This window comes from Actinokineospora sp. (genome assembly GCF_052390155.1).
Lineage (GTDB): Bacteria > Actinomycetota > Actinomycetes > Mycobacteriales > Pseudonocardiaceae > Actinokineospora.
The window spans coordinates 1-23,302 of record NZ_JBQTHF010000060.1 but is presented as its reverse complement, the minus strand read 5'-3'; the positions used below and the strand labels follow the sequence as shown (position 1 = coordinate 23,302).

Below are 23,302 nucleotides of genomic sequence, written 5' to 3'. Positions count from 1 at the left end.
TGGCGAGGGTCGCCGGCCTGCGGCGGCATCGTGAGCGGAGGTCAGGCGTGGCGGAGCACCCGGTCGAGTCGCAGGGCGACGCCCCGGTGCGGACCGAGATCCCGCCCGTGCTGCCGTACCCGTACGCGTGGGACCGCCCGATCCCGCGCGTGGTGATCAAGGCCGACCTGCTGCCCGCGGTGAGCGTGCTGTCCTTCGTCGCCCTGTTCGGCATGGCGCTGGGCTGGCTGTGGTCGCGCCTCGCTCCCGCCCAACTCGTCCAGGTGATCGACGGCGGCCGGTTCGTGCCGCTGCGCACCGAGAGCTACCACCGCTTCGACGACCTGGTGCTGTTCGTCCTGCTCGGCCTGGCCGCCGGGGTGGCCACGGGCGCCGCGGTCTGGCTGCTGCGCGAGCGCCGCGGCCCGGTGCTGATGGCGGCCGCGGTGATCGGCTCGGCCCTGGCGGCGTGGCTGGCGATGCAGGTGGGCGTGTCGTGGGCGCAGGCTCGTTACGCCGTGGCGGATGCTCCGGCGGTGGGCGACATTCTCGCCATCGCCCCGCGTCTGGAGTCCGGTTGGGCGTTGATCGGTTGGCCGTTGGGTACCGCTCTGGCGTACGGCATCGCCGCCGCCTGGAACGGCCGCGACGACCTCGGCCGCCGCCTCGGCTGACGCTGAGGTCGCCGCACTAGTTCAGGTTGATCGGGGCGCTGAACTCCGACGGGGGAGCGGGCACCGCGCGCAGCGCGGAGAGCAGGCCTGCTTCCCGGTTGAGCAGTTTGCCGACCATCCGCAGCCGGTGCAGTGGCCGCGTCTCCTCCAGCAGGCGCTGGCGGTCTTCCAGGCTCAGCAGGCAGTCGGCGGCCAGGGCGTGGGCCAGCTCGCCCAGCTCGGTGTCGTCGGCAGGCTCGGTCCAGTCCTCCCGCTGCCAGGCCGCCATGCAGTACCGGCGGTGCGCCGACCGCGCCGACGCCGCGAGCATCGACACCGACTCGGCGGCCACCGTGGACTGTTCGGCGTCGGGCAGCCACTCGACGGTGCCCAGCAGGTAGGGGGCGCTCGTCGAGTCGAGGTCGAGGAGGCGGAAGCGGCGGTCCCCGGTGGTGACGATGTCGAAGCGGCCGTCCGGTAGCTGCTTGGCCTGCCGCAGGGCCGCCGAACAGCCGACTTCCCGAAGCTGCGCGACGTCGGTGACCTCGTGTTCGATCGAGGGCCGCAGGGCGACCACGCCGAAGCGCCGGTTCGGCACCACCCCGGTGACCAGGTCGACGGTCAACTGCCGGTAGCGCGGCTCGAAGATGTGCAGGGGCAGGTTCGCTCCGGGCAGCAGCACTGCCTGAAGGGGAAACAGCGGAAGCGAATCGGCCACGCCATCACGCTACGACGAAGCGCCCTCGCGCGCCGTCCGATCCGCCCTATTGCCTCGGACGGCCTACGTCGCGCCGCCGGCTGTCCCACTCCGACCGCGTTCGCCGGTCGGCGGACGGAGCACCGCGAACGGGTCGGTGACGGCCACGGCGGTGTCGGCGAAGCGGAACTGCGCCGCGGGCCGCCCGCCCGCCCGGCCAGGCTTGGCCGTCTCCCCGGTCGGCGCGAGCAGGCCGCGCCGGGACAGCACCCGTTGCAGGTTGGTCGCCGACACCCGGTAGCCCAGGGCGGCGGAGTACAGCTCGCGCAGTGCCGAGATGGTGAACGCGGGCGGCGCGAGCGCGAACCCGATGTTGGTGTACGACAGCTTCGCGCGCAGCCGGTGCCGGGCTCGCAGCGCGATCGCCTCGTGGTCGAACGCGGTGTCCGGCAACGCGTCCAGCGGGTGCCACGCGGTGTCGGCGGGCAGCTCGGGGTCCTGGTGCGAGGGCACCAGGCAGAGGAACGCGGTGGCGAGCACGCGCGGTCCGGGCACCCGGTCGGGCGCGCTGAACACGGCGAGCTGCTCGACGTGGGAGACCTTGCGCACATCGACCTTCTCGGCGAGCTGACGCCGGATGGACGCCTCCACGTCCTCGGCCGACCGCAGCCTGCCACCGGGCAGTGACCAGCGGTGCGCGTGCGGTTCCATCGCGCGCTCCCACAGCACCACCTGAAGTGATCCGGCTCTCACCTGGAGCACCGCGGCGAGGACTTCGTGCGCGAGCGGCGCGGCTCCGGTGGTAGCATCCGTCATGTTTTCGATTCTAAGGCGAAAACCTCGGGATCGGAAATCGGACAATCAAGGAGGGGCCTGATGACCGCGGAGCTGATCGACCTGACCCCCTACGGCGGGGTGGTGGCGGACGCCGCGTGGCGGGACGAGGTGCGCCGACTCGCCAAGGAGCGCGACGCGGTGCTGCTGGCGCACAACTACCAGCTCCCCGAGATCCAGGACATCGCCGACCACACCGGCGACTCGCTCGCGCTGAGCCGGATCGCCGCGCGGAGCGACGCGTCGACCATCGTGTTCTGCGGCGTGCACTTCATGGCCGAGACCGCGAAGATCCTGGCCCCCGAGAAGACGGTGCTGATCCCGGACGCCCGCGCGGGCTGCTCGCTCGCCGATTCCATCACCGGCGCCGACCTGCGCGCGTGGAAGGCCGAGCACCCCGGCGCCGTCGTCGTGTCCTATGTGAACACCACGGCCGAGGTGAAGGCGGAGACCGACATCTGCTGCACGTCGTCCAACGCCGTCGACGTGGTGCGCTCGATCCCGGCCGAGCGCGAGGTGCTGTTCCTGCCCGACCAGTTTCTCGGCGCGCACGTCAGGCGCGAGACCGGCCGGGAGAACCTGCACATCTGGGCGGGCGAGTGCCACGTGCACGCGGGCATCAACGGGCCCGAGCTGGCCGCGCGCGCCGCCGCGAACCCCGACGCCGACCTGTTCATCCACCCCGAGTGCGGCTGCGCCACCTCCGCGCTCTACCTCGCGGGCGAGGGGATCGTGCCCAGCGCGAAGGTCAAGATCCTCTCGACCGGCGACATGGTCACCCAGGCGCGGTCGACCAAGGCGAAGTCGGTGCTGGTGGCGACCGAGATCGGCATGCTGCACCAGCTCCGCAAGGCCGCGCCGGGCATCGAGTTCAACGCCGTCAACGACCGGGCCTCCTGCCGGTACATGAAGATGATCACTCCGGCGGCGCTGCTGCGCGCGCTGCGCGAGGGCAAGGACGAGGTGCACGTCGACCCGGACATCGCCGCGAAGGCGCGCGGGGCGGTGCGGCGCATGATCGAGATCGGTCAGCCGGGCGGCGCGGAGTGAGCGCCCCGCGGTGGGAGGCGGGCGCAGACCTGGTCGTCGTCGGCACGGGCGTCGCCGGGCTGACCGCCGCGCTGCGGGCGCATTCGCTGGGCCTGCGGGTCCTGGTGGTCACCAAGGGGTCCGCCGAGGACGGCAACACGCGCTGGGCGCAGGGCGGCGTGGCCGTCGTGCTGCCCGGTGAGCACGACGAGGGCGACTCGGTCGAGCGGCACGTCGCCGACACGCTGGTGGCGGGCGCCGGGCTGTGCGACGAGGCCGCGGTGCGCGCGATCATCGCCGACGGACCCGCCGCGGTGACCCGGCTGCGGGCGCTGGGCGCGGTGTTCGACCCGGGCGCGGACGGGCGGCTGGCCCGCACCCGCGAGGGCGGCCACAGCGCGTTCCGCGTCGTGCACGCGGGCGGCGACGCCACGGGTGCCGAGGTCGAACGGGCGCTGCTGGCCGCGGCCCGCGACGGGCGGGTTCCGGTGCTGGAGAACCACGTCGCGGTGCAGGCGGTGCGCACGCCCGCGGGCGCGGTCGCCGGCCTGCTGGTGCTCGACGCGGCCGGGGTGCCCGGGGTGCTCGGCGCGCCCGCGGTGCTGTTGGCCAGCGGCGGGCTCGGCCAGCTCTACCAGGCCACGTCCAACCCCGAGGTCGCCACCGGCGACGGCCTCGCGCTGGCCATGCGCGCCGGGGCGCCGGTCGCGGACGTCGAGTTCCTCCAGTTCCACCCGACCGTGCTCTACACCGGACAGGGCGCGCGCGGCCGCTGCCCGCTGGTCACCGAGGCGGTGCGCGGCGAGGGCGCGGTGCTGGTCGACGCGACGGGCGCCCGCGTGATGCGCGGGCTGCACCCGCTCGAAGACCTCGCCCCGCGCGATGTCGTCGCCGCGGCCATCACCCGGCACATGGCGCTGGAGCGCGGCGGCGTCGACGACCACGTGTTCCTCGACGCCACCCACCTCGACGGCGTCACCTTCGCCAAGCGGTTCCCCACGGTCTACGCGGCGTGCCGCGCGGCGGGGGTCGACCCGACTCGCGAGCCCATCCCGGTGGCTCCCGCGGCGCACTTCGCGTGCGGCGGCGTGATGTCCACTGTGGACGGCCGGACCGCCGTCGCGGGCCTCTACGCGGCGGGCGAGGTGGCCAGCACGGGCCTGCACGGCGCGAACCGGTTGGCGTCCAACAGTTTGCTGGAGGGGCTCGTCGTCGGCACTCGCGCGGCCGAGGCCGTTGCCCTCGACCTTGCGGCCGGTCGGCTGGCCGATCCGCGCTTGGCGGTGGTGGGCGATCTGCCGGTCGCGCCGGTCGCCGAGCGGGACTCGCTGCAGCGGGTGATGAGCCGGTACGCGGCGATCGGGCGTGAGGCGGAGGGGTTGGCGGTGGTCGGGTCGGTGCTCGACGTGTCCGCTGTGGACTGTCTACTTGATACGCGGGAGCGGGTGGAGGACGCGGCGTTGACGTTGGTCGGCCGGGCGCTGATCGCGTCGGCGGCGGCGCGGACGGAGTCGCGGGGATGTCATGTGCGCACGGACTTCCCGGCCAGGGACGACGGCGCGTGGTGGCGGAGTCTGGTGGTTCGGCTGAACCCGTCCGGGCAGCCGGTGCTGGCCCGGCCGACCGCGTTGCGGGGTGCCGCGTGAGCGAGCTTGCGAGCGAACCATGTCACAGGGCGTCCGCGAGCGGCGGCACGGAGCCTGCGAGGGGGCGTCCGTGAGCGAGCCCGCGAGCGAACCAGTGTCTCAGGGCGTCCGCGTGAGTATCGACGCCGCCGACCTCGACCGCGTGATCACCACCGCGCTCACCGAAGACCTACGCTACGGTCCCGACGCCACCACCGAGGCCACCGTCCCGGCCGACGCGGCGGCGGTCGCGGAGATCACGCCGCGCACGGCGGGGGTGTTGGCCGGGGTGCCGGTGGCGCTGGCGGTTTTCGACCGTGTGGTAGGCGATCTGACCGTTGTGTCCACTGTGGAGGATGGTTCCGCGGCTACCCCGGGGAAGCCCGCACTGGTGCTGCGGGGGAACACCCGCGCCCTGTTGACCGCTGAGCGCACCGCGCTGAACTTGATCTGTCACCTCTCCGGCGTGGCGACCGCCACCGCGGCGTGGGTGGCCGCGATCGAGGGCACTGGTGCGGCCGTGCGCGACTCCCGCAAGACGCTGCCCGGCTTGCGGCTGCTGGAGAAATACGCCGTCCGGTGCGGCGGTGGGGTCAACCACCGCCTCGGCCTCGGCGACGCGATCCTGATCAAGGACAACCACGTCGTCGCCGCGGGCTCGGTCACCTTGGCGCTGGCCGCCGCCCGCGCGCACGCCCCGGAGCTGTCGTGCGAGGTGGAGGTCGACAGCCTCGACCAGCTCGACGAGGCGCTGTCCGAGGGCGCGGAACTGGTGCTGCTGGACAACTTCAGCCCGGCGCAGTGCGCTGAGGCGGTCCGTCGGGCGGCGGGCACGGGCACCCGGCTGGAAGCCTCCGGCGGCCTGACGCTGGACGTGGCCCGCGCGTACGCCGAGACCGGGGTCGACTACTTGGCCGTCGGCGCCCTGACGCACTCGGCGCCCGCGCTCGACCTGGGCATGGACCTCAGTCGGTAGGTGCGCGCTCGGACAGCGTCAGCAGGTCGTCCAGGCCGCGCAGCAGGTGCTCGGCGTCCGGGGTGCGGGTCGGGTCGAGGAGCCATTGCAGGGCCAGGCCGTCGCAGACGGCGAGGACGAAGCTGGCCACCGCGGTGCAGCGCGGGTCGTCGGCGCGGACCTCGCCCCGGTAGGACGTCGCGACGAGTTCCGCGATCCGCACCCGGGTGCGGTCCTGCAGGTCGGCGAGCTGTTCGCGCAGGTGCGGGTCGCGTTCGGCCTGGGCGAGCGCCTCGACGAAACTCAGCAGCAGGGCGCGTCGGTCGGCCAGGTTGCGCAGCACGGTGGCCCAGGTCAGGTGGGCGCGAGCGATCGGCGAGGCGTCCGGGTCGGCCATCGCGACCTCGGCGAGTTGGGTGGTCCACTCTTCGAACACGGTGCCCAGCGCCTCGTTGAGCAGGCCCGCCTTGGAGCCGAAGTGGTAGCCGATGGAGGCGAGATTGGTGTCGGACGCGGCCACCAGGTCGCGCGTGGTGATGTGCGCGTATCCCTTGTCCTCCAGCAGCCTGCGGGCCGCGACGAGGAGCTGCTCACGATGTCCCACCCGTGGATAGTAGTTGCCCGCCGATCTATACGGGCGTATAAATCGAGGTAACGCACAATCGCGGAGGTGCCCATGGGTTCGGCCGGTGTCGCGCAGCGTGAGTCCCTGCCGGAGGGGCCGCGGCTGCCGAAGGTGATCCAGACCGTGCTGTTCGTCCGGTCCCGGCACCGCGTCGCCCCGAGGTGGCGCGCCCGCTACGGCGACACCTACACCGTTCGCCTGCTCGGTGGCCGCACCATGGTCTCGGTGGCCAGGCCGGAGGACATCCGCGAGATCTTCGCGGGCCCGGCGTCGGTGTTCCACGCCGGCGAGGGCAACGCGATCCTCGCGCCGGTCATGGGCAAACACTCGGTGCTGATCCTCGACGAGGACGCGCACCTGCGCTCCCGCAAGCGGTTGATGCCCGCGTTCAACGGCGCCGCGCTGCGCGGGTACGCGGGGATGATGTCGGACCTGGCCGTCGAGTCCGCCGAGAGTTGGCCGGTCGGCAAGCCGTTCGCGGTGCACGGCCCGATGAACGCCGTCACTCTGGAGATCATTCTGCGCGTCGTGTTCGGCATGGCCGAGGGTGAGCGGCTGGCGAAGCTGCGGCCGCTGATCAACAAGGTCACCGCGATCGGCCCGCTGGCCCTGCTCGGCTGGATGAATCCGCGGCTCAACCGGTTCTGGCCGTGGAAGCGCAACAGCGAGAACCTGGCCGCCGCGGACCGGTTGCTGTACGCGGAGATCGCCGAGCGCCGCACCCAGCCCGACCTCGCCACCCGCGGCGACGTGCTGTCCCGGCTGCTCGCCGCCGCCCCGGACGCCACCGACGCCGAACTCCGCGATGACATGATGACGCTGTTGCTGGCAGGCCACGAGACCACCGCGACGGCGCTGGCCTGGTCCTTCCACGAACTCGCCCGCCGCCCCGACCTCCTGCGCAAAGCCCAGGAGGCCGCCGACATCGGCGACGACGAGTACCTGCACGCCGTCGCCAAGGAGGCGATGCGGCTGCGCCCGGTCATCTACAGCGTCGCCCGGCGGCTCACCGAGCCGACCGTGGTGGCGGGCAACCTGCTACCCAAGGGCACGATCGTCACCCCGAACATCGGCCTGGTCCAACGCGACCCGGCCAACCACCCCGACCCCGACGACTTCCGCCCGGACCGTTTCGTCGGCACCCAGCCCGACGCCGGCACCTGGATTCCCTTCGGCGGCGGCGTCCGCCGCTGCCTCGGTGCCGGTTTCTCCCTTCAGGAAGCCGCCGCCGTCCTGCGCGCGGTGTTGACACGGTTTGACATCGATGCCGTGGGGGCGCCGGAGCAGGCTCAGTCGCGCAACATCACCCTGGTGCCCGCCAAGGGCGCCCGCATCATCGTCCGCCCCCGCCGGTAGCCCGCGTCTGCGGTTACGGTGTCCACAGTGCACTCGCGCGGATGATCAGCGCGGGTGCGCCCGGTTCGCCCGGCGCCGGGAGGTCCACGAGTTCGCGGACGATCTCTTGCAGGTCTTTGCCTTCCTTGAGCCACACCACACCGCCGTCGTCTTCGTCGGTGACGGTGCGGCAGCCGACGAAGTGCGCGCGGTCGAAGAGGAAGACGGCGTCGGTGTACCGCTGCTTGCTGTGGCTGGCGGCGATGCCCAGCAGGTCGCCGTTCTCGTCGTGCAGTCGGTGGAAGTCCCAGCCTGCCCGCCGGATCTCGACCAGTTCGGCCAGTTCGGGAAACCGGCGCAGGGCGGCGGCTTCGGTGATCGGTTCGTGCAAGCTCATCTCCGTCAGGCCGACTGCTGTTCGGCGTCCTCGGCTTCTTCGGCCGCGCGCTGGGTCTCGGCTTCGGCCAGCGCGCGCGTGCCCAGTTCGACGAATCGGCGCAAGGGTTCGGTGGAGAAGCAGAACTCGAAGCTGTTGGCGGAACTTCCCCAGGTGAAGACGATGTCCTCGCCGTCGTGGACGCGGTAGCGCATCGGGCAGTCCTTGACGATGGATGCCCAGGAGTTCAGGTGCAATGTGTCGGTCATGGGGTTGGTCTCCCTGTTCGTCGCCGCGCTGCTGCGCTTGCGGCTACCTGCTACGTTCCGGCTGATGTCGAAAGGATCAGCCAAGTAGTCAACCAACGCAACAGCATTGCATTACGCACAACAGGTGAAGTGTCCGACCAGGCGCGGTTACGCTAAGCTGTTACCGCTCGACAACAATGGAGATGGCATGGCAAGGACACCCAAAGCGGTCGCGCTGGGCAGTGCGCTCCGGCAGGCCCGGCTGGGCAAGGGACTCAAGCTGCGCGAGTTCGCCGCGCGGATCAGTCGCGACCCAGCCATGTTGTCCCGATGGGAGACTGGTGAGCGGACGCCCAAGCCGGAGCAGGTGGCGCAGATCCTCACCGCACTCGGCGTCAGTGGCGACCAGTACGACGACGTCTTGACGCTGGTTCATGGCACGCACGAGCCACACTGGGTGGCCACAACCCTGCCGGAGCACCGACAGCAAATGTCGGCATACCTTGAGTATGAACAGAACGCCAGGCACATGACGGCGGTGGCGCCGCTGCTGATACCGGGCTTGCTGCAAACCACCGAGTACATTCGAGCGATCATGTCGGCTGGCGGCGTTTTGCCAATCGATATCCTTACCAGGATCGCGGTTCGAATCGGTCGCCGAGACGTCATCAATCGTTCGAACCCGGCCAACCTGGTAGCCCTCATCGGGCAGGCGGCTTTGTACCAGGACATCGGTGGCAAAGTTGTGATGGTGGATCAACTGCGCCACTTGGTGGAGATGTCAAGGCGTCCCAACATCGACCTGCGGATCGTCCCGTTTGGCGTTGGATGGCATCCTGGACTGGAGGGGCCATTCCACCTCTTCGAGTCCGACAATCCGGCCCCAGTGGTATTTCTGGATACCCGTAGATCGACGTTGTGGTTGCACAGTAATGACGACGTGAACGCCTACAAACACGCCGTTGACACGGTACTACGGGTGGCCATGAGCCCTGATGACTCAGTCCGATTTATCACTGAGATAGCCAATAGAATGGAGACATGCGATGACGTTGCGGACCACCTGGCGTAAGTCGAGCCGCAGCCAGAACGGGGCGGACTGTGTTGAGTTGTCCAACACGCTGCGCGATCTTCGGGACTCGAAGAACGCGACCGGACCGGTATTGCGGGGCAATGTCCTCGCCATGGTGCACGAGATCAAGCACGGCCGTTTCGACCGTCAGTAGACCCCCGGCCTATTGACGTGCCGATCGAAGGTCGGGAGGCCGGTGAGCATCCCTTCCGTGAGTGAAGTTGCCGACCTACTGATTACCCGATCGATTCGGATCCTGGCCTTACATTGAAATGGAGACATGCGATGACGTCGCAAACCACCTGGCGTAAGTCGAGCCGCAGCCAGAGCGGGGCGGACTGTGTTGAGTTGTCCAACACGCTGCGCGATCTTCGGGACTCGAAGAACGCGACCGGACCGGTGTTGCGGGGCAATGTCCTCGCCATGGTGCGCGAGATCAAGCACGGCCGTTTCGCCCGCCAGTAGACCAGACGGACTTTGGCTGCCGCCGGATCGACGACCAGGACGCTCAGCTTTGGAGGAGTCTGCGGATCGCGGCGTGGTGGACGGCGTGGACGGTGGGGATCGTGTCGAGGCGGATGCGTTCGTCGGTGCCGTGTAGGCCGCGGTAGTCGACGCCGTATCTCTACACGTCGCGCTGCTGCGTAGATCTGCTTGGCGTGGTCGACCAGTCGGGCGGCGGCACGCGGAGCGAGCAGCACGCCGGAATCGAACGCCTCAGCAGATGTCAGGGAAGGAATCGGCACGACAGCGGCCTTCTCCGAGGTGCAGCTGGCCTAGCAGTGCACCCGGCCCATCGGGTCGCGTTAACGATCGGTTCCTTGGTCCGCTTGCCACCGGACACAGGTCGGTAGTGCCCCGTTGGTCGCGAGGAATTCCTTGACTGCTTGTCGAATGGCGTCGATTGACACCTCGGCGTTGGGCGGAAACTCCGTGTCGGTGTCCATGTAGAAATAGAGCAGAGGAGTTCCAGTTATTGGAAGTTCGCCTGTACTGTACAAACCTTCGAACCAGTCGCGACCGCTGTATCGCAAGACTCCGCGATCCGACTTCAGGCCGACATCCAGTCCCTGGGTGTACGGGTCGCCCGAGATCACTACTTGCATCAAGATCGGCGCCAGCTCCGGCGATTCGGTGCGCATCTGGTCGATAAGGCCGTCGACATCCTGCTGGGTGGCCACCCGGACAGGGCTGTTCGCGTGCTCACGCTCGAAGTAGACCTCTAGGGCACCCAAGGCGAGGTCCCGCCTCCTTCGTATTTCTGGACAAATCCGTCGGACCCGTACACGGTAAGACTATACCCCTTCGGTAGGATTACCGAAATAAGTGCTTCGCACCCCAGTTCGCCCGTGCACGGCACGTTGTTCAGGGCCAGTATTATGGATCTGATTGCGTTCTTACGCATGTGCGCGGCGAGTTTGATCTCCACGTGGGATGCAACAACGAGCATGCGCCTCGAATTGACGCTCTTGAGAAATCGTACTACCTCGTCATACTTCTCGTCTTTTCCGCTGGTCTCCGCATGGACGGTCCCGTCCGCGTCGATCCAGCGGCCATGGGTCTTCTGGCCCGACCGTGGTTCAACATCGGGCGGCAGCTCGGCACGAATTTTCTTGATGACTGCCGATTCGCGGTTTCGGTACCCCGATTCCAGGGACGTGGTGGTGGGTAAAGACTCATTGACGTAGCCTGCTGGGGAGTCTGCCCCGATGAGCGTTAGGTAACTCCGAACACAAATTTCGGCGGAGGTGATCCTCGCCTGTTGCTCGGACAACATCGATCGCGCCTGTTCGAGTGATGCCCATGCTTGTAGTGCGGCCGCGTCGGTCGTACCGTCAAGAACGGGTTTCAGCACCTGTATAGCTTGATCGACAAATTCGACAGCGGATTTCAACGACTGCCGGGCGGCGTCGGCCAGGTGCAGAGCAGAGTGAATCTGTGTTGCGACATGTTCGAATGTCGACACGGTCAGAGGCGGCGGTTGGCCAGGACCGGGATGGCCTTGCGGGTCGACTCGACCAGGTCTGGGTCTATGTCGACCAGCAGCATTCCCGGGTCCGCGCCCAACTGGCCGTGCACGCGGCCCATCGGGTCGGCCGCCAGGCTGTAGCCGATGCCGGTGGGCGCGGTGCTCGGAATTCCCGGATCGGCCTGCCCACACGCCAGCACCCACGACGTCGAGTCCAGGGCCCGCGCCCGCACCAGCAGCTCCCACTGCTCCCGCTTGCCCTCGCCCGCCCCCCAGGACGCGCCCAACAACACCGCCGTCGCACCCTTGTCGGCGAGGGCGTGGAACAACTCCGGGAACCGGACGTCATAGCAGGTGGCGATGCCCAGGGTGAGGCCGTCCAGATCCACTGTGACCACCGAGTCCCCGGGCGCGACCGTGCGGGACTCGGCGAAGCCGAAGGCGTCGTAGAGGTGGATCTTGTCGTAGCCCAGGTGGTGGTCCCGGCCGGTGACCAGCAGCGTGTTGCGCACGCGGTCGGACGGGTCCGGGGTGAACATCCCGGCGACCACCAGCACGCCCGCCTCCTCGGCGACGGCGTGCACGGCCGTGGCCCACGGCCCGTCCAGCGGCTCCGCGACCGGCCCCAGCGGCACCCCGAAGCACGACATGGTGGCCTCCGGGAACAGCGCGACCGCCGCCCCCTCGGCCGCCGCCTGCCGCACGCCCGCGCGGACCAGGTCGAGGTTGGCCGCCGGATCGGCGGTCGCGATGATCTGACACAGCGCTGCGCGCACAGCCCGCTCCCTCACGAAGATGCCCTAGTGTCCTGAGTCGGAGGTTCGCACCTTCTCGACGGCCCAGCTTCCCGCTGGCCGCACCGTCGAAAGGCCCGAGTACACCCGGTACGAGGACCTTCCGACGGCACGCCCAGCGAAAACCTGGATCCGCCGATAAGGCACGAACCCCCGACTCAGGACACTATTGTCCGTTCCTGTGTCCCGCCGCCGATGCGCGCTCGCCGTCCTCGTCCTCTCCGCGACTGCCGCGTGCACTGGTGACGCCACGCCGCCCGCGTCGGGGGACCCGGACGGCAAATCGCTGGTGATCGCCGCCGCCGAGGCGCCCGCCACGCTCGACCCTCTCGCAGGTTACGCGCCGCACGGGGCGGCCAAGATCTACGACGGCCTGGTCGAACACCAACCGGGCGGCACGCTGCGGCTCGCGTTGGCCGCCACGCAACCGGAGACGGCACCGGACGGCAAGTCCTGGACGGTCCGGCTGCGCGGCGACGTCTCCTTCCACGACGGTACCGCCTTCGACGCCGCCGACGTCGTCGCAGGCTACCGGCCGCTGCTCGACCCGAAAGCGGTGCTGCGGCCGAGGTTCTGGATGCTCTCGGGCGTCACGCAGGTCGATCCGACCACGGTCCGCTTCGACCTGTCCCAGCCCTACGCCGGGTTCGCCGGCCTGCTCGTCCTCGGCATCCGGTCGAGCGAGGCCGTGGGCACCGACCGCCCGGTGGGCACCGGCCCGTACGAGGTCGCCGAGTGGGTACCCCGCACCCGGCTCGTGCTGACCGCGAACCGCGCGTACTTCGCCGACCCGCCCGCGATCACCCGGGTCACCGTCGAGTTCGAGCCCGACGACGAGGCGCGCGCGCAACACCTGCGCGACGGCAGGCTCGACGGCACCGCGCTGCCCGCCCGGCTCGCCGCCGGGTTCGAGCGCGCAGATGGGTTCACCGTGGTCCGGCACAGCGCCGCCGACCTGCGCGCCGTCACGCTGCCCGGCACGTCCCCGGTCACCGCCGACCCGGCGGTCCGGCTCGCGCTGAACCTCGCGGTCGACCGGCGGGCCCTGGTCGAGGCCGCGCTCGCGGGCCAGGGCAGCCCCGCGTCGCTGCCGGTGCCGGACGTGCTGCCGGAGTTCGTCGAACCGGGCGGCCGGTTCGAGTTCGACGTCGCCCGGGCCCGGGCTGTCCTCGACGCCGCCGGGTGGGTGTCGGGCGCCGACGGCGTGCGGACCAAGGCGGGCGTGCCCGCGACCATCACCGTGGCCTACCCGATGGCCGACCAGATCTCCCGCGACCTGGTGACCGGCCTCGCCGGGGCCGCCGCCGCGCTCGGCATCCAGGTCACCGCCCGGCCCGGCGCGGGCGACGGCGGCCCCGAACTGGTGGCCTTCGGCGACCCGTTCGACCCCGACCCCGCGCTGTACCCGCTGCTGCACCCGGCGGGCGGGGCCACCGCCGCCGCGCTCGACGCCGCCCGCGCCACGACGGACCCGGCTCAGCGCGCTGTCGCGATCCGGGCAGCGCAGCGTGCCTACCTTGCCGACCCTGGTCTGATCGTGCTCAGTCAGTCGCGGCACAGCTATGTGATCCGGGAGAATTGGAACGGGTACCAACCCGTTGTCGACGCGCCGGGAACCGACCACACGTGGGGGGCATGGTGGAACGTGCAGCGATGGACGCCGCGGTGATCGACCTGGCCGCGGTCCGCGCCGAGACGCCCGCCTGCCTCGACCAGGTCTTCCTCGACAGCGCCGGGTCGTCGCTGCCGCCGCGCCGGGTCGTGGCCGAGGCCGTCGCGCACCTGCGTCGTGAGGAAGAAGTCGGTGGCTACCGAGCGGCCAACGAGCGCATGGACGACCTGGAGGCGGGCTACGGCGTGCTCGCCGACCTGCTCGGGTGCGCGCCGGGGGAGATCGCGTTCACCGACAGCGCGTCCCGCTCATGGCTCACCGCGCTCGACGCGATCCCGCTCGGCCCGGGCGATCGCGTGCTGGTCACCGAGGTGGAGTACGCGGGCAACGCGATCCCGCTGCTGCACCTGGCCGAGCGGGTCGGCGCGACCGTCGAGCCGGTGCCCTCCGACGCCGACGGCGCCCTCGACGTCGACGCCCTGCGCGGCCTGCTCGACGAGCGGGTGAAACTGGTGTCGCTGGTGCACGTGCCCACGAATGGCGGCCTGGTGAACCCGGTCGCCCAGGCGGCCGCTGCCGCCCACGAGGTGGGCGCGTTGGTTCTGCTCGACGCCTGCCAGTCGATCGGCCAACTCCCCGTGTCCGCCCGCGACCTCGGCGCCGACATCGTCACCGGCACCGGGCGCAAGTGGCTGCGCGGGCCACGCGGCACGGGCGTGCTGGTGGTCCGCGACCACGCGCGCGAACGGATGCGGCCCCGGCTGATCGACCTGCACAGCGGGTCCTGGGACGGCCCGAGCAAGATCGGACTACGCGACGACGCGCGGGTCTTCGAACTGTGGGAATGCGGCGTGGCCGAGCGACTGGGCCTGATCGCGGCGGTGCGCTACGCCCTGGAGTTGGGCATCGGCCCGATCGCCGACGCCGTGGGCGCCCGCGCCGACCAACTGCGCGCCGGGCTCGCCGAGCTGCCCGGTGTAACCGTCCGCGACCTGGGGAAAGAGCAATGCGGCCTGGTCAGCTTCACCGTCGACGGCGCACCCGCCGACGAGGTCCGCGACCGGCTCCGCGAACATGGGGTGACGGTCACGGTGAGTGGCCGCACATCCACCCTCTACGACATGACCCGCCGCGATCTGGACCGGGTCATCCGCGCCTCACCACACTATTTCGTGTCGCCGGACCAGATCGACCAGGCGATCGCCGCCATCGCGGTGACCGCGACCTGACTCCCGCAACGCGATTGCGCCTCATCAACTGGCCGTCGATTACTTTCGGTCATTCGTCCGTTCAGTCCATTTCGTCGGCGGTCCCGATGAGGCACAGTTCCCGCTGACAGTCGGGGGACTGGGGTTCGTGTGATCTTTCCGGGTCGTGGCCCGGGCTGGGGGATGTCGTGAGTACAACCGCGGTGACGCGGCGCGTCCGCATGCGCGCGTGGTCGGTTGGTGCCCTGATGGTGATCAGCGGTGCCGCCGTGCCCGCGCTGGTTCCGGTGGCCGCGTCGGCCGCGCCGTCCGGTAGTCGGCCTGCCCTTGATCAGGATGCCGCGCTGGATCAGGCGCGCGAGTCGAACGAGCGGGTCCGGGTGCCGTCGCTGACCACGGAAAGCTCGGAGACATGGGCGAATCCAGACGGCACGGTGACGGCGGAGATGGCTTCCGGGCCGGTCCGCGTCAAGCGGGGGACCGAATGGACGCCTGTCGACCTGACCTTGGTCAGGGGTGCGGACGGGTCTGTTCGTCCGAGGGCGCACCCGCGCGATCTCGTGTTGGCTGGCGCGGGCGGGCCGCAGACTCGGGATCTGGCATCGGTGGCGGCGCCGGGCGGGCTCGTCGCCATGCAATGGAGTGGTGCGTTGCCGGAGCCGGTGCTCGCGGGGGACACCGCGACCTATCGGGACATCGAGCCCGGCATCGACCTCCAGGTGAAGGCCACCCTGACCGGGTTCCAGGAGTTGCTGGTCGTCAAGCACAAGCCCACGAAGCCGATCAAGGTGACGCTGCCGATGCGGGCAGTCGGGGTGGAGATGCGCGTTGACGCGGGTGGTCATGTCGCGTTGCTGGACACCTCTGGCAAGGTCATCGGGGGGATCCCCACCGCGGAGATGTGGGACGCCCGGGTGGACTCCCGGTCCGGTGATCGGCTCAAGCAGGTGAAAGCCAAGCAGCACACCGCGTCTCGGTCGGGTGCCGACAGTGTGGGGCAGAATCAGGATGCGGTGGATATCACCGTGGAACCGGCCGATGGCTTCTTCGACGATCCATTGGTCAGCTACCCGGTGGCCATCGATCCGAGCCCGGAGCTCGGGACGGGTTTCGACACCTGGGTTCAGGAGGGATCGACGCTCGGCAAGTCGGGTTCCACGGAACTCCGCATGGGCTACATCTCGGGTGTGCGGACCCGCGCGTACCTGCACTTCGACATGAGTCAGATCCGCGGCACGGTCGTCACGGCGAGCACGCTGCGGCTGTGGGAGTTCCAGTCGTACAGTTGTTCGCCGCGGAACTGGGAGGTGTGGAGCACTCCGTTGGTCGGTCCTGGGACCGTCTGGAGCAACATGCCGCAGCCGTGGAACCGGTACGCCACCACCAGCGAAACCAAGGGCTACTCCGGTTGTGCCGGAGATTGGACGAACACCGACGTCAGGTCGCTGGCTCAGGCGTGGGCGGACCAGGGGTTCACCACCGCGGGGGTCATGCTCCGGGCGGAGAACGAGTCCGATGTGTACGGGTGGAAGAAGTTCACCTCCGCGGAGGGCGGCGTGAACACGCCGAAGCTCGTGGTCACCTACTACACGCCACCGCCGCCGAACAACGCGCCGAACGCGCCTGTCGACCTCGGCATGGAAAGCTGGGGGCCGAACGCCGCCGACGCGATCGGCTGTGTCGTCGGCCCGTCGCGACCGGTCATCGGCACCAGGACACCTCGGGTGCGGGCGCGGCTGGCCGATCCCGATGGGGGCATGCTGACGGCGGGTTTCGCCTTCTTCGACGGCCCGCTGGACAACTACACGTGGAACGGGAACGTCTACCAGCAGGGCAACGTGCCGTCCGGGTCTTTCGCGGAGATCGTCGCGCCGACCGCGGTGGTCAACCGGGACGCGGTTTTCACCTGGCACCTCTACGCGACCGACGGCATCGCCACGAGTTGGTCGGCCGCGTGCGAGTTCGTGGTGGACACGGTGGCCCCGAACACTCCTGGAGTGTCCTCTTCGGACTATCCGACGGCCGGTTCGCAGGGCAGCATCGGCCAGACCGGGGTGTTCACGGTCACGCCGAACGGCTACACCGGCCCGAACAACACGATGGATGTCGCCTACTACCGGTGGTCGATCAACACGGACACACTGGAACACCGAGTGGACGTCTCTTCGCCGGATGGGTCCGTGGCCGTGCCGGTCACCCCGACCGCGCAGGGTACGAACATCCTGTACGTGCAGGCATTCGACCGGGCGGGCAACCCGTCCGCGGGTCGGGTGCAGTACACCTTCCAGGTCGGTGTGGCGGCGGGTCCGGTGGCGATCTGGGAGATGTCGGAGACCAGTGGCAGCACAGCGTCCGATGGCACCGGCAATGGCCGTGCGCTCACCCTCAGCGGTGGGGCGTCGTTCGCCAATGGCTACGCGGACAACGGTTTGCTGACCGGTAACGGCGGATACGCGAGCACGTCGAGCCCCGTTGTGCGCACGGACCGGGCCTTCTCGGTGTCCGCCTGGGTGAAACTCAACGACGCAGGAGGTCGCTACACCGTGGCGGGCCAGGACGGCGTCCGGGCCAGTGGGTTCGCCCTGCAGTACGCCGCGGACGTCGGCCGGTGGGCGATGAGCGCGCCGCAGGCCGACAGTGATGCGGCACCGGTGGCTAGGGCGATGTCGGCGGCGGCCCCACAGGTCGGGGTATGGACCCATCTCGTCGGCAGCTATGAGCCGAACTCGAAGAGAATCTCCTTGTACGTCAACGGAAAGATCGACGGCACGGCCACGGCGACGCTGTGGGACGCCCAGGCGGGCGGGTTCGTCGTCGGTGCGGGGAAGTGGAACGGCGTCCGCGCGGACTACTTTCCCGGGACGATCGACCGAGTCCGCCTGTGGGGTCGGGAGATCAGCGCGGCGGAGGCCGCGGCGGTGGCGAACACGTGGGTGGGCCGGGCTCGGTACCGCCTCGACGATGGCACGGGTACCGCGGCGGTGGACACGATCGCCGGATATACCGGGACTCTGGCGGGTGGGGTGACGTGGGCGGGGACTCCGGCTGATCCAGGTGACCCCAACTGGACTCCGACCAGCGAGGACCAGTGGGCCAGGTTCGACGCGTCGGGCACCGGCCAGATCACCGCCGCGCGGCCGAACAAGCTGCGCACCGACCAGTCGTACACGGTCATGGCGTGGGCCAGGCTCACCGACGCCACGGTTCCCCGCGCCGTGGTGGCCGTCGACGGCCCGTCGTACTCGCCGTTCATCCTCGGTTACCGGCCGGACTCCGGCCGATGGTGCCTGACGACATTCGACCAGCCGTCCGCGACAGGTCGGTCGGCCTGTTCGAATGCGACCGCCGCGACCAATACATGGGTGCACCTCGCGGCCATGTATGACGGTGCGGCAGGCACGATCTCGTTGTCTGTCAACGGTGTCCGGCAGAGCACGTTCTCCGGCACGCCGGATGGCAGCGGGGTGACCGGTTGGCATTCCACGGGCAACCTGTTGATCGGCCGCGGTACCTGGAACGGCGGCTACTCCGATCCATGGCGAGGCGACATCGACGACGTCCGCATCTACACCGGTGTCCTCAGTGCCGCCGATGTCCAGACCCGGTACCAGGAATCGAAACATCAGTAGTCCTGCGGACTTACGCGTGCCCTGCTGCGCACCAAGTTGTGGAGTTGACCATGAATGTTCGCGTCAGGAACTCGGCAGGCCGTGTCGGGTTGTTCGGTCGGGCTGTCGCCGCGGCCACGGCGGTCGCTTTGCTCGCGTCGTCGGTGCCCGCGGTGGCCGCGCCGCAGGTCCGCTTCGGATGGAAGCTTCCCGAGCTGCAGAAAGAGAAGTCCGTCCCGGTGACGGGGGTCTCGCCGCGGGGATTGCCCACCGACCCGGCGGCGAAGGCCGTGATGGCGACGGTGGCGGCACCTTCGTGGCCTGGACGGGCGACGGCTCGGGTGACCCTGTCCGGCGCCGTAGACGGTGCCCAGGTTGACAGCGCACCCGAACGGGCAGGCGAGACGCCGGTCTCGATACGCCGACTGCCGCGCGTGGCGACGAGCGGCGACGCGGAGCGGGACGCGACCGTCACGGTGACCGTGGCGGACCAGGGTGTGTCCCGGGCACTCGGCGTGCACGGGCTGGTCTTCAGCATGGCCGGTGTCGGCACTGGCGAGCCGCTGCGGGTGGATGTGGACTACAGCTCCTTCGGGCGGGCGTTCGGCGGCGACTACGCCGCTCGGCTGCGGCTGGTCAAGCTCCCCGCCTGCGCGCTGACCACCCCGCAGAACCCCGTGTGCCGGGCAGCCGAGCCGGTATCCGCGGCCAAGAACGATCTCGAAGTGGGCGTCGTCTCCGGCGAGGTCACCCTGCAGTCTCCGGTGGCGGACAGGTCGGTCACCGCGACGCAGTCGAGTGCCCCCGCGGGCGTGTTCGCGGTGACGGCGGCACCGGGCGGCGTCGGTGGGGCGTACACGGCCAGCTCGCTGGCCCCGGCGGGCTCATGGACCGGTGGAGGTTCGGCGGGCGACTTCACCTACGGCTACCCGATGCGTGTTCCGCCGCCTGCCGCCGGTTCCGCGCCGACCGTGTCGCTGGGGTATTCCTCGCAGAGTCTGGACGGGCGTACCTCGGCGACGAACAACCAGGCATCGGTGGTAGGTGACGGGTGGGATCTGTCCGCGGGCGGCTTCATCGAGCGGTCCTATAAGACCTGCTCGGAGGATCTCGGCGGCACCAATGGGCAGCGCACGACCGGCGACAACTGCTGGGCCACCGACAACGCGACGATCAGCCTGGCAGGTGTTTCCGGGAAACTGGTGAAGGACAGCAGCACCGGCGTGTGGCGGGCCCGCAACGACGACGGGGCCAGGATCGAGCGGTTCACCGGATCAGTGAACGGCGACAACGACGGTGAGTACTGGAAGGTCACCACACCGGACGGGACGCAGTACTTCCTCGGCATGAACCGGCTGCCGGGCTGGATCGCGGGCAAGCCGGAGACGCGGTCGGCGTGGACCGTTCCGGTCTACGGGAACAACGGCGGCGAGCCCTGTGCCGCCGCGACCTTCGAGGTGTCGTGGTGTCAGCAGGCCTATCGCTGGAACCTGGACTACATAGTGGATCCGCACGGCAATGTCACGTCGTACTACTACTCGCCGGAGACGAACTTCTACGGCCGCAACCTCGATCCGGCCGCGGGTACCTCGTATGTGCGCGGTGGCCACCTGGACCGCATCGAGTACGGGCTGCGTTCTACCAGTGTGTTCGGTGCGGCGGCGGGCAGGGTGTTGTTCGAGACGGCGGAACGCTGCATCGCTTCTGGGAGCGTCACTTGTGACCCGGCTCAGCTCAACGCAGCCACGGCCGCATCGTGGCCGGACGTGCCCGCGGATCAACTCTGCGCCGCGGGTGAGCAGTGCACGAACCGGGTGTCGCCGACATTCTTCACCCGCAAGCGACTCAACAAGGTGACCGCACAAGCCGGAGATGGCTCGGGTGGGTACCGCGATGTCGATTCCTGGACGTTGACCCAGGACTACCCGGACCCGGGCGCCCGCCAGTCGACACCAGTGCTGAACCTCAGGTCGATCGTCCGAACCGGACACGTCGGCAGCCCGATCACGTTGCCCCCGACGACTTTCGACCGCACGGCGATGCGCAACAGGGTCGACACCTTCAGCTTCGACTGGGCGCTCACGAGGTATCGGATCACGGGTATCACCAATGAGACCGGCGCGTACACCAGCGTCAGGTACAGCGACATGGACTGCGACCTGACGACTCGCATGCCTTCCTCGCCCGAGTCGAACACGCTGCGTTGCTACCCGAGTTGGTGGACACCGGAGGGAGCCACGGAGCCGGTCATGGACTGGTTCCACAAGTACGTCGTCACCGACGTGACCGACGACGACCGGACGGGCGCGTCGAGTCTTTTCAAGGTGCACTACGACTATCTCGGTGGGGCGGCCTGGCACCACGACGAGAACGACTTCGCCGCCCCGGCCCGCCGTACCTGGTCGCTCTGGCGCGGATACGACACGGTGCGCACAGTCACCGGCGAGCCGTCCGGGACGCAGAGCGTCACCGAAGGCGTGTTCCTGCGTGGGATGGACGGAGATCGGCTGCCCAGTGGCACACGGAGCGTCTTTGTGTCCACAAGCGAGGGTGAACCGGTCCGGGATGTGGCCAGGTTGCAAGGTTTCCTGCGGGAGTCCAGGCAGTATTCCGGTGGGCAGCTCGTCGCCGCGTCGGTGAACGATCCGTGGGTGTCCGCCCCGACCGCGACCGGCACCGACGGCTCGCAGTCGTTGCTGTCCGGTATCTCCGGGGTCCGGGGCAGGACATTGCTCGAATCCGGGGCGTGGCGGCGCACCGCGGTGCACAAGACGTTCGACGGATACGGCCTCCCGTCTCAAGTGGAGGATCTGGGTGATCTGGCGGTCGCAGGTGACGAGTCGTGCACCAGGACCACCTACGTCCGCAACACGACCGCGTGGCTGCTCACGTACGCGCGGAATGTGCAGGCGGTCACTGGAACCTGTGCCGTGGCCGCGTCCGCCACCACGATTCGGTCCGAGGCACGCTCGTCGTATGACGGGCAGGAGTACGGCGTCGCGCCGACGCGCGGCGGCGTGACCAAGGCGGAAGCCCTGGACGCCTGGGACGCTGCGGGGCAGCGGTTCGTGACGGCGTCGACCGCGGTCTACGACGCGCTCGGCAGGCCCGTTGAGGTTGTCGACGCGTCCGGTGAGAAGACGACGACCGCGTACACCCCGACGACGGGTCCGGTCACCTCGATCACCAGCACGAACCCGCTCGGTCATGTGTCCACTGTGTACTTGGAGCCCGCGTGGAACGCCACGGTCGCCGCCGTGGACCCGAACAACCGTCGTACCGACATGGAGTACGACGCGCTCGGGCGGTTGGCGCGTGTGTGGTCGCCGGGGCATCTGAAGGGTCGGGATCTCGCCGACGCGGAGTACGTGTACTCCTACAACACCAACGCGCCCAGTGTGGTGGCGACCAAGCAGCTTCAGGACGACAACAGGTATCTGACCGCGTACACGCTCTATGACGGGTTGTTGCGGAAGCGGCAGACGCAGACTCCCGCTCCTGGTGGTGGCCGGTTGATCACCGACATGATGTACGACTCGCGTGGCTTGGCCTACAAGCAGAGCGCGCCCTACTACAACGATCAGCCTGCGTCAGGTGTGTTGGCCGGGGCTTTCGACTGGCAGTTGCCCAACCAGACGATCACCGAGTTCGACGGTCTCGCCCGACCGATCGTGGCGGCCTACCGGAAGTACAACGTCGAGCAGTGGCGCACGACCACGGCCTACGGCGGCGACCGGGTGCACAACACGCCGCCCGCGGGCGGGACCGCGACCACGCTGATCAGTGACGCGCAGGGCCGTACGGTGCAGAAGCGCCAGTACACGGGTGCGGTGGGCAGTTCGTTCGACACCACGACCTACGCCTACACGCCCGCCGGGCACCTTGCCGGTGTCACCGACGCGGCGGGCAACCGGTGGGGGTATGGGTACGACCTGCGCGGACGCAAGATCACGACCGACGATCCCGACAGCGGACACAGCGCGTTCACCTACGACGCCGCGGGTCGGATGCTCACCTCCACCGACGCGCGGGGCAAGACCCTGGCGTTCGCCTACGACAGGCTCGGCCGCACTGTGGGCCGGTACGACGGTTCGACGGCCGGGACGAAACTGGCGGAGTGGGAATACGACACGGTCAAGGACTCCAACGGTGTTCCGAACGGTCTGGGCATGCCCGCGTTGTCGCGGCGGTGGTCGGCGGGGAACGCGTACACCGACAAGGTCACCGGATACGACTCCGGTGGTCGAGTCTCGGGCCGAAAGATGATCCTGCCCAACGCGGCGGAAGGCGTTCTCGGCACCACCTACGAGGTGTTCTATCTCTATACCTGGACCGGGAAACTCCAGGACACCTCGTACCGCGCTGCGGTGTCCGGTGGCGTCACCATTGTGCCTGCGGACTCCTCGGGCACCTACTACAACAGCATGGGTTTGCCGGAGACACTCACCGGCGCCGTGGGTTCACTCGTCTCCGCGACGACGTATTCACCGTATGGGGAGGTGTTGCGCGAGGTTTACGACCGTGAGGATAGTGCGAGTAATGTTTTCCTGACCAATGAGTACGAGTTGGGTACCCGGCGGTTGGCGCGGTCGAGCACCACGCGGGAGACGGCGACCTCGTACGGGGTGGCGGACAGGGCCTACAGTTACGACCCGACGGGGAATATCACCAGGATCGCGGATA

General features: G+C 69.2%; 20 protein-coding genes. 12 read left to right on the top strand and 8 right to left on the bottom strand.

Going from position 1 to position 23,302, the window contains the following annotated elements:
• Positions 1 to 47: 47 nt before the first annotated feature.
• A complete protein-coding gene (locus ACT4N7_RS20905) occupies positions 48 to 653 on the top strand; it encodes a DUF2567 domain-containing protein (protein ID WP_444830489.1) in 606 nt (201 codons plus the stop codon).
• A 16-nt stretch (positions 654 to 669) separates the two neighbouring features.
• Here the strand turns inward: ACT4N7_RS20905 and ACT4N7_RS20900 are convergent, their stop codons facing one another.
• Both ACT4N7_RS20900 and ACT4N7_RS20895 read right to left on the bottom strand, forming a co-directional pair.
• Positions 670 to 1,350: an LON peptidase substrate-binding domain-containing protein gene (locus tag ACT4N7_RS20900; RefSeq protein WP_444830488.1), complete on the bottom strand. Its 681-nt coding sequence runs from the start codon at positions 1,348 to 1,350 to the stop codon at positions 670 to 672.
• A gap of 63 nt (positions 1,351 to 1,413) precedes the next feature.
• Entirely contained in the window at positions 1,414 to 2,145 is a 732-nt protein-coding gene (locus ACT4N7_RS20895; RefSeq protein WP_444830487.1) for an NUDIX hydrolase, read from the bottom strand.
• Between the two features lie 60 nt (positions 2,146 to 2,205).
• Between ACT4N7_RS20895 and nadA the strand changes: the two genes are divergently transcribed.
• The 3 genes from nadA (at position 2,206) to nadC (ending at position 5,793) form a co-directional block, all read left to right on the top strand.
• The gene (gene nadA / locus ACT4N7_RS20890; protein WP_444830486.1) at positions 2,206 to 3,213 is read left to right on the top strand and encodes a quinolinate synthase NadA; all 1,008 of its coding nucleotides are present in this window, start codon (positions 2,206 to 2,208) and stop codon (positions 3,211 to 3,213) included.
• A complete protein-coding gene (locus tag ACT4N7_RS20885) occupies positions 3,210 to 4,838 on the top strand; it encodes an L-aspartate oxidase (protein ID WP_444830485.1) in 1,629 nt (542 codons plus the stop codon). The genes nadA and ACT4N7_RS20885 overlap by 4 nt, the downstream gene beginning before the upstream one ends.
• 112 nt (positions 4,839 to 4,950) lie before the next feature.
• On the top strand, positions 4,951 to 5,793 hold the full coding sequence (gene nadC / locus ACT4N7_RS20880; RefSeq protein WP_444830484.1) for a carboxylating nicotinate-nucleotide diphosphorylase: 843 nt from the start codon (positions 4,951 to 4,953) through the stop codon (positions 5,791 to 5,793).
• Here nadC and ACT4N7_RS20875 read toward each other — a convergent pair.
• On the bottom strand, positions 5,783 to 6,376 hold the full coding sequence (locus ACT4N7_RS20875) for a TetR/AcrR family transcriptional regulator (RefSeq protein WP_444830483.1): 594 nt from the start codon (positions 6,374 to 6,376) through the stop codon (positions 5,783 to 5,785). The two genes, nadC and ACT4N7_RS20875, sit on opposite strands and share 11 nt — an antisense overlap.
• A gap of 72 nt (positions 6,377 to 6,448) precedes the next feature.
• Here ACT4N7_RS20875 and ACT4N7_RS20870 point away from each other — a divergent pair, with 72 nt between their 5' ends.
• The gene (locus tag ACT4N7_RS20870; protein WP_444830635.1) at positions 6,449 to 7,753 is read left to right on the top strand and encodes a cytochrome P450; all 1,305 of its coding nucleotides are present in this window, start codon (positions 6,449 to 6,451) and stop codon (positions 7,751 to 7,753) included.
• A 13-nt stretch (positions 7,754 to 7,766) separates the two neighbouring features.
• Here the strand turns inward: ACT4N7_RS20870 and ACT4N7_RS20865 are convergent, their stop codons facing one another.
• A complete protein-coding gene (locus tag ACT4N7_RS20865; protein ID WP_444830482.1) occupies positions 7,767 to 8,129 on the bottom strand; it encodes a hypothetical protein in 363 nt (120 codons plus the stop codon).
• A 5-nt stretch (positions 8,130 to 8,134) separates the two neighbouring features.
• Entirely contained in the window at positions 8,135 to 8,377 is a 243-nt protein-coding gene (locus tag ACT4N7_RS20860; protein ID WP_444830481.1) for a hypothetical protein, read from the bottom strand.
• 187 nt (positions 8,378 to 8,564) lie between these two features.
• Here ACT4N7_RS20860 and ACT4N7_RS20855 point away from each other — a divergent pair, with 187 nt between their 5' ends.
• From ACT4N7_RS20855 to ACT4N7_RS20845, 3 genes are all read left to right on the top strand, one after another.
• Positions 8,565 to 9,428, top strand: a complete 864-nt coding sequence (locus ACT4N7_RS20855) for a helix-turn-helix domain-containing protein (RefSeq protein ID WP_444830480.1) — start codon at positions 8,565 to 8,567, stop codon at positions 9,426 to 9,428.
• Positions 9,403 to 9,582, top strand: a complete 180-nt coding sequence (locus ACT4N7_RS20850) for a DUF397 domain-containing protein (protein WP_444830479.1) — start codon at positions 9,403 to 9,405, stop codon at positions 9,580 to 9,582. The genes ACT4N7_RS20855 and ACT4N7_RS20850 overlap by 26 nt, the downstream gene beginning before the upstream one ends.
• 131 nt (positions 9,583 to 9,713) lie before the next feature.
• Entirely contained in the window at positions 9,714 to 9,893 is a 180-nt protein-coding gene (locus ACT4N7_RS20845; RefSeq protein ID WP_444830478.1) for a DUF397 domain-containing protein, read from the top strand.
• Between the two features lie 341 nt (positions 9,894 to 10,234).
• On the opposite strand, the gene ACT4N7_RS20840 is transcribed toward ACT4N7_RS20845, so the two are convergent.
• The 3 genes from ACT4N7_RS20840 to ACT4N7_RS20830 are packed head-to-tail and all read right to left on the bottom strand — an operon-like array spanning position 10,235 to position 12,173.
• Complete coding sequence (locus ACT4N7_RS20840; RefSeq protein WP_444830477.1) at positions 10,235 to 10,609, bottom strand: Imm1 family immunity protein; 375 nt, start codon at positions 10,607 to 10,609, stop codon at positions 10,235 to 10,237.
• Between the two features lie 41 nt (positions 10,610 to 10,650).
• Complete coding sequence (locus ACT4N7_RS20835; protein WP_444830476.1) at positions 10,651 to 11,394, bottom strand: DddA-like double-stranded DNA deaminase toxin; 744 nt, start codon at positions 11,392 to 11,394, stop codon at positions 10,651 to 10,653.
• 2 nt (positions 11,395 to 11,396) lie between these two features.
• Entirely contained in the window at positions 11,397 to 12,173 is a 777-nt protein-coding gene (locus ACT4N7_RS20830; protein ID WP_444830475.1) for a carbon-nitrogen hydrolase family protein, read from the bottom strand.
• A 199-nt stretch (positions 12,174 to 12,372) separates the two neighbouring features.
• Here ACT4N7_RS20830 and ACT4N7_RS20825 point away from each other — a divergent pair, with 199 nt between their 5' ends.
• The 4 genes from ACT4N7_RS20825 to ACT4N7_RS20810 all read left to right on the top strand — a co-directional run.
• Complete coding sequence (locus ACT4N7_RS20825) at positions 12,373 to 13,860, top strand: ABC transporter substrate-binding protein (RefSeq protein WP_444830474.1); 1,488 nt, start codon at positions 12,373 to 12,375, stop codon at positions 13,858 to 13,860.
• Entirely contained in the window at positions 13,827 to 15,032 is a 1,206-nt protein-coding gene (locus tag ACT4N7_RS20820) for an aminotransferase class V-fold PLP-dependent enzyme (RefSeq protein WP_444830473.1), read from the top strand. Before ACT4N7_RS20825 ends, ACT4N7_RS20820 begins: the two co-directional genes overlap by 34 nt.
• Positions 15,033 to 15,199: 167 nt before the next feature.
• Positions 15,200 to 18,640, top strand: coding sequence for a LamG-like jellyroll fold domain-containing protein (locus tag ACT4N7_RS20815; protein ID WP_444830472.1), 3,441 nt, complete (start codon positions 15,200 to 15,202; stop codon positions 18,638 to 18,640).
• A gap of 50 nt (positions 18,641 to 18,690) precedes the next feature.
• Positions 18,691 to 23,302, top strand: a 4,612-nt coding sequence (locus ACT4N7_RS20810) for a type IV secretion protein Rhs (protein ID WP_444830471.1), incomplete at its 3' end; no start/stop codon positions are given.

Bases quoted from the DNA above. Each gene is read 5' to 3' on its own strand.
- ACT4N7_RS20855 (WP_444830480.1), top strand. From the start codon at position 8,565: ATGGCAAGGACACCCAAAGCGGTCGCGCTGGGCAGTGCGCTCCGGCAG.
- ACT4N7_RS20850 (WP_444830479.1), top strand. From the start codon at position 9,403: ATGACGTTGCGGACCACCTGGCGTAAGTCGAGCCGCAGCCAGAACGGG.
- ACT4N7_RS20895 (WP_444830487.1), bottom strand. From the start codon at position 2,145: ATGACGGATGCTACCACCGGAGCCGCGCCGCTCGCGCACGAAGTCCTC.
- nadA (WP_444830486.1), top strand. From the start codon at position 2,206: ATGACCGCGGAGCTGATCGACCTGACCCCCTACGGCGGGGTGGTGGCG.
- ACT4N7_RS20865 (WP_444830482.1), bottom strand. From the start codon at position 8,129: ATGAGCTTGCACGAACCGATCACCGAAGCCGCCGCCCTGCGCCGGTTT.
- ACT4N7_RS20870 (WP_444830635.1), top strand. From the start codon at position 6,449: ATGGGTTCGGCCGGTGTCGCGCAGCGTGAGTCCCTGCCGGAGGGGCCG.
- ACT4N7_RS20860 (WP_444830481.1), bottom strand. From the start codon at position 8,377: ATGACCGACACATTGCACCTGAACTCCTGGGCATCCATCGTCAAGGAC.
- ACT4N7_RS20820 (WP_444830473.1), top strand. From the start codon at position 13,827: ATGGTGGAACGTGCAGCGATGGACGCCGCGGTGATCGACCTGGCCGCG.
- ACT4N7_RS20845 (WP_444830478.1), top strand. From the start codon at position 9,714: ATGACGTCGCAAACCACCTGGCGTAAGTCGAGCCGCAGCCAGAGCGGG.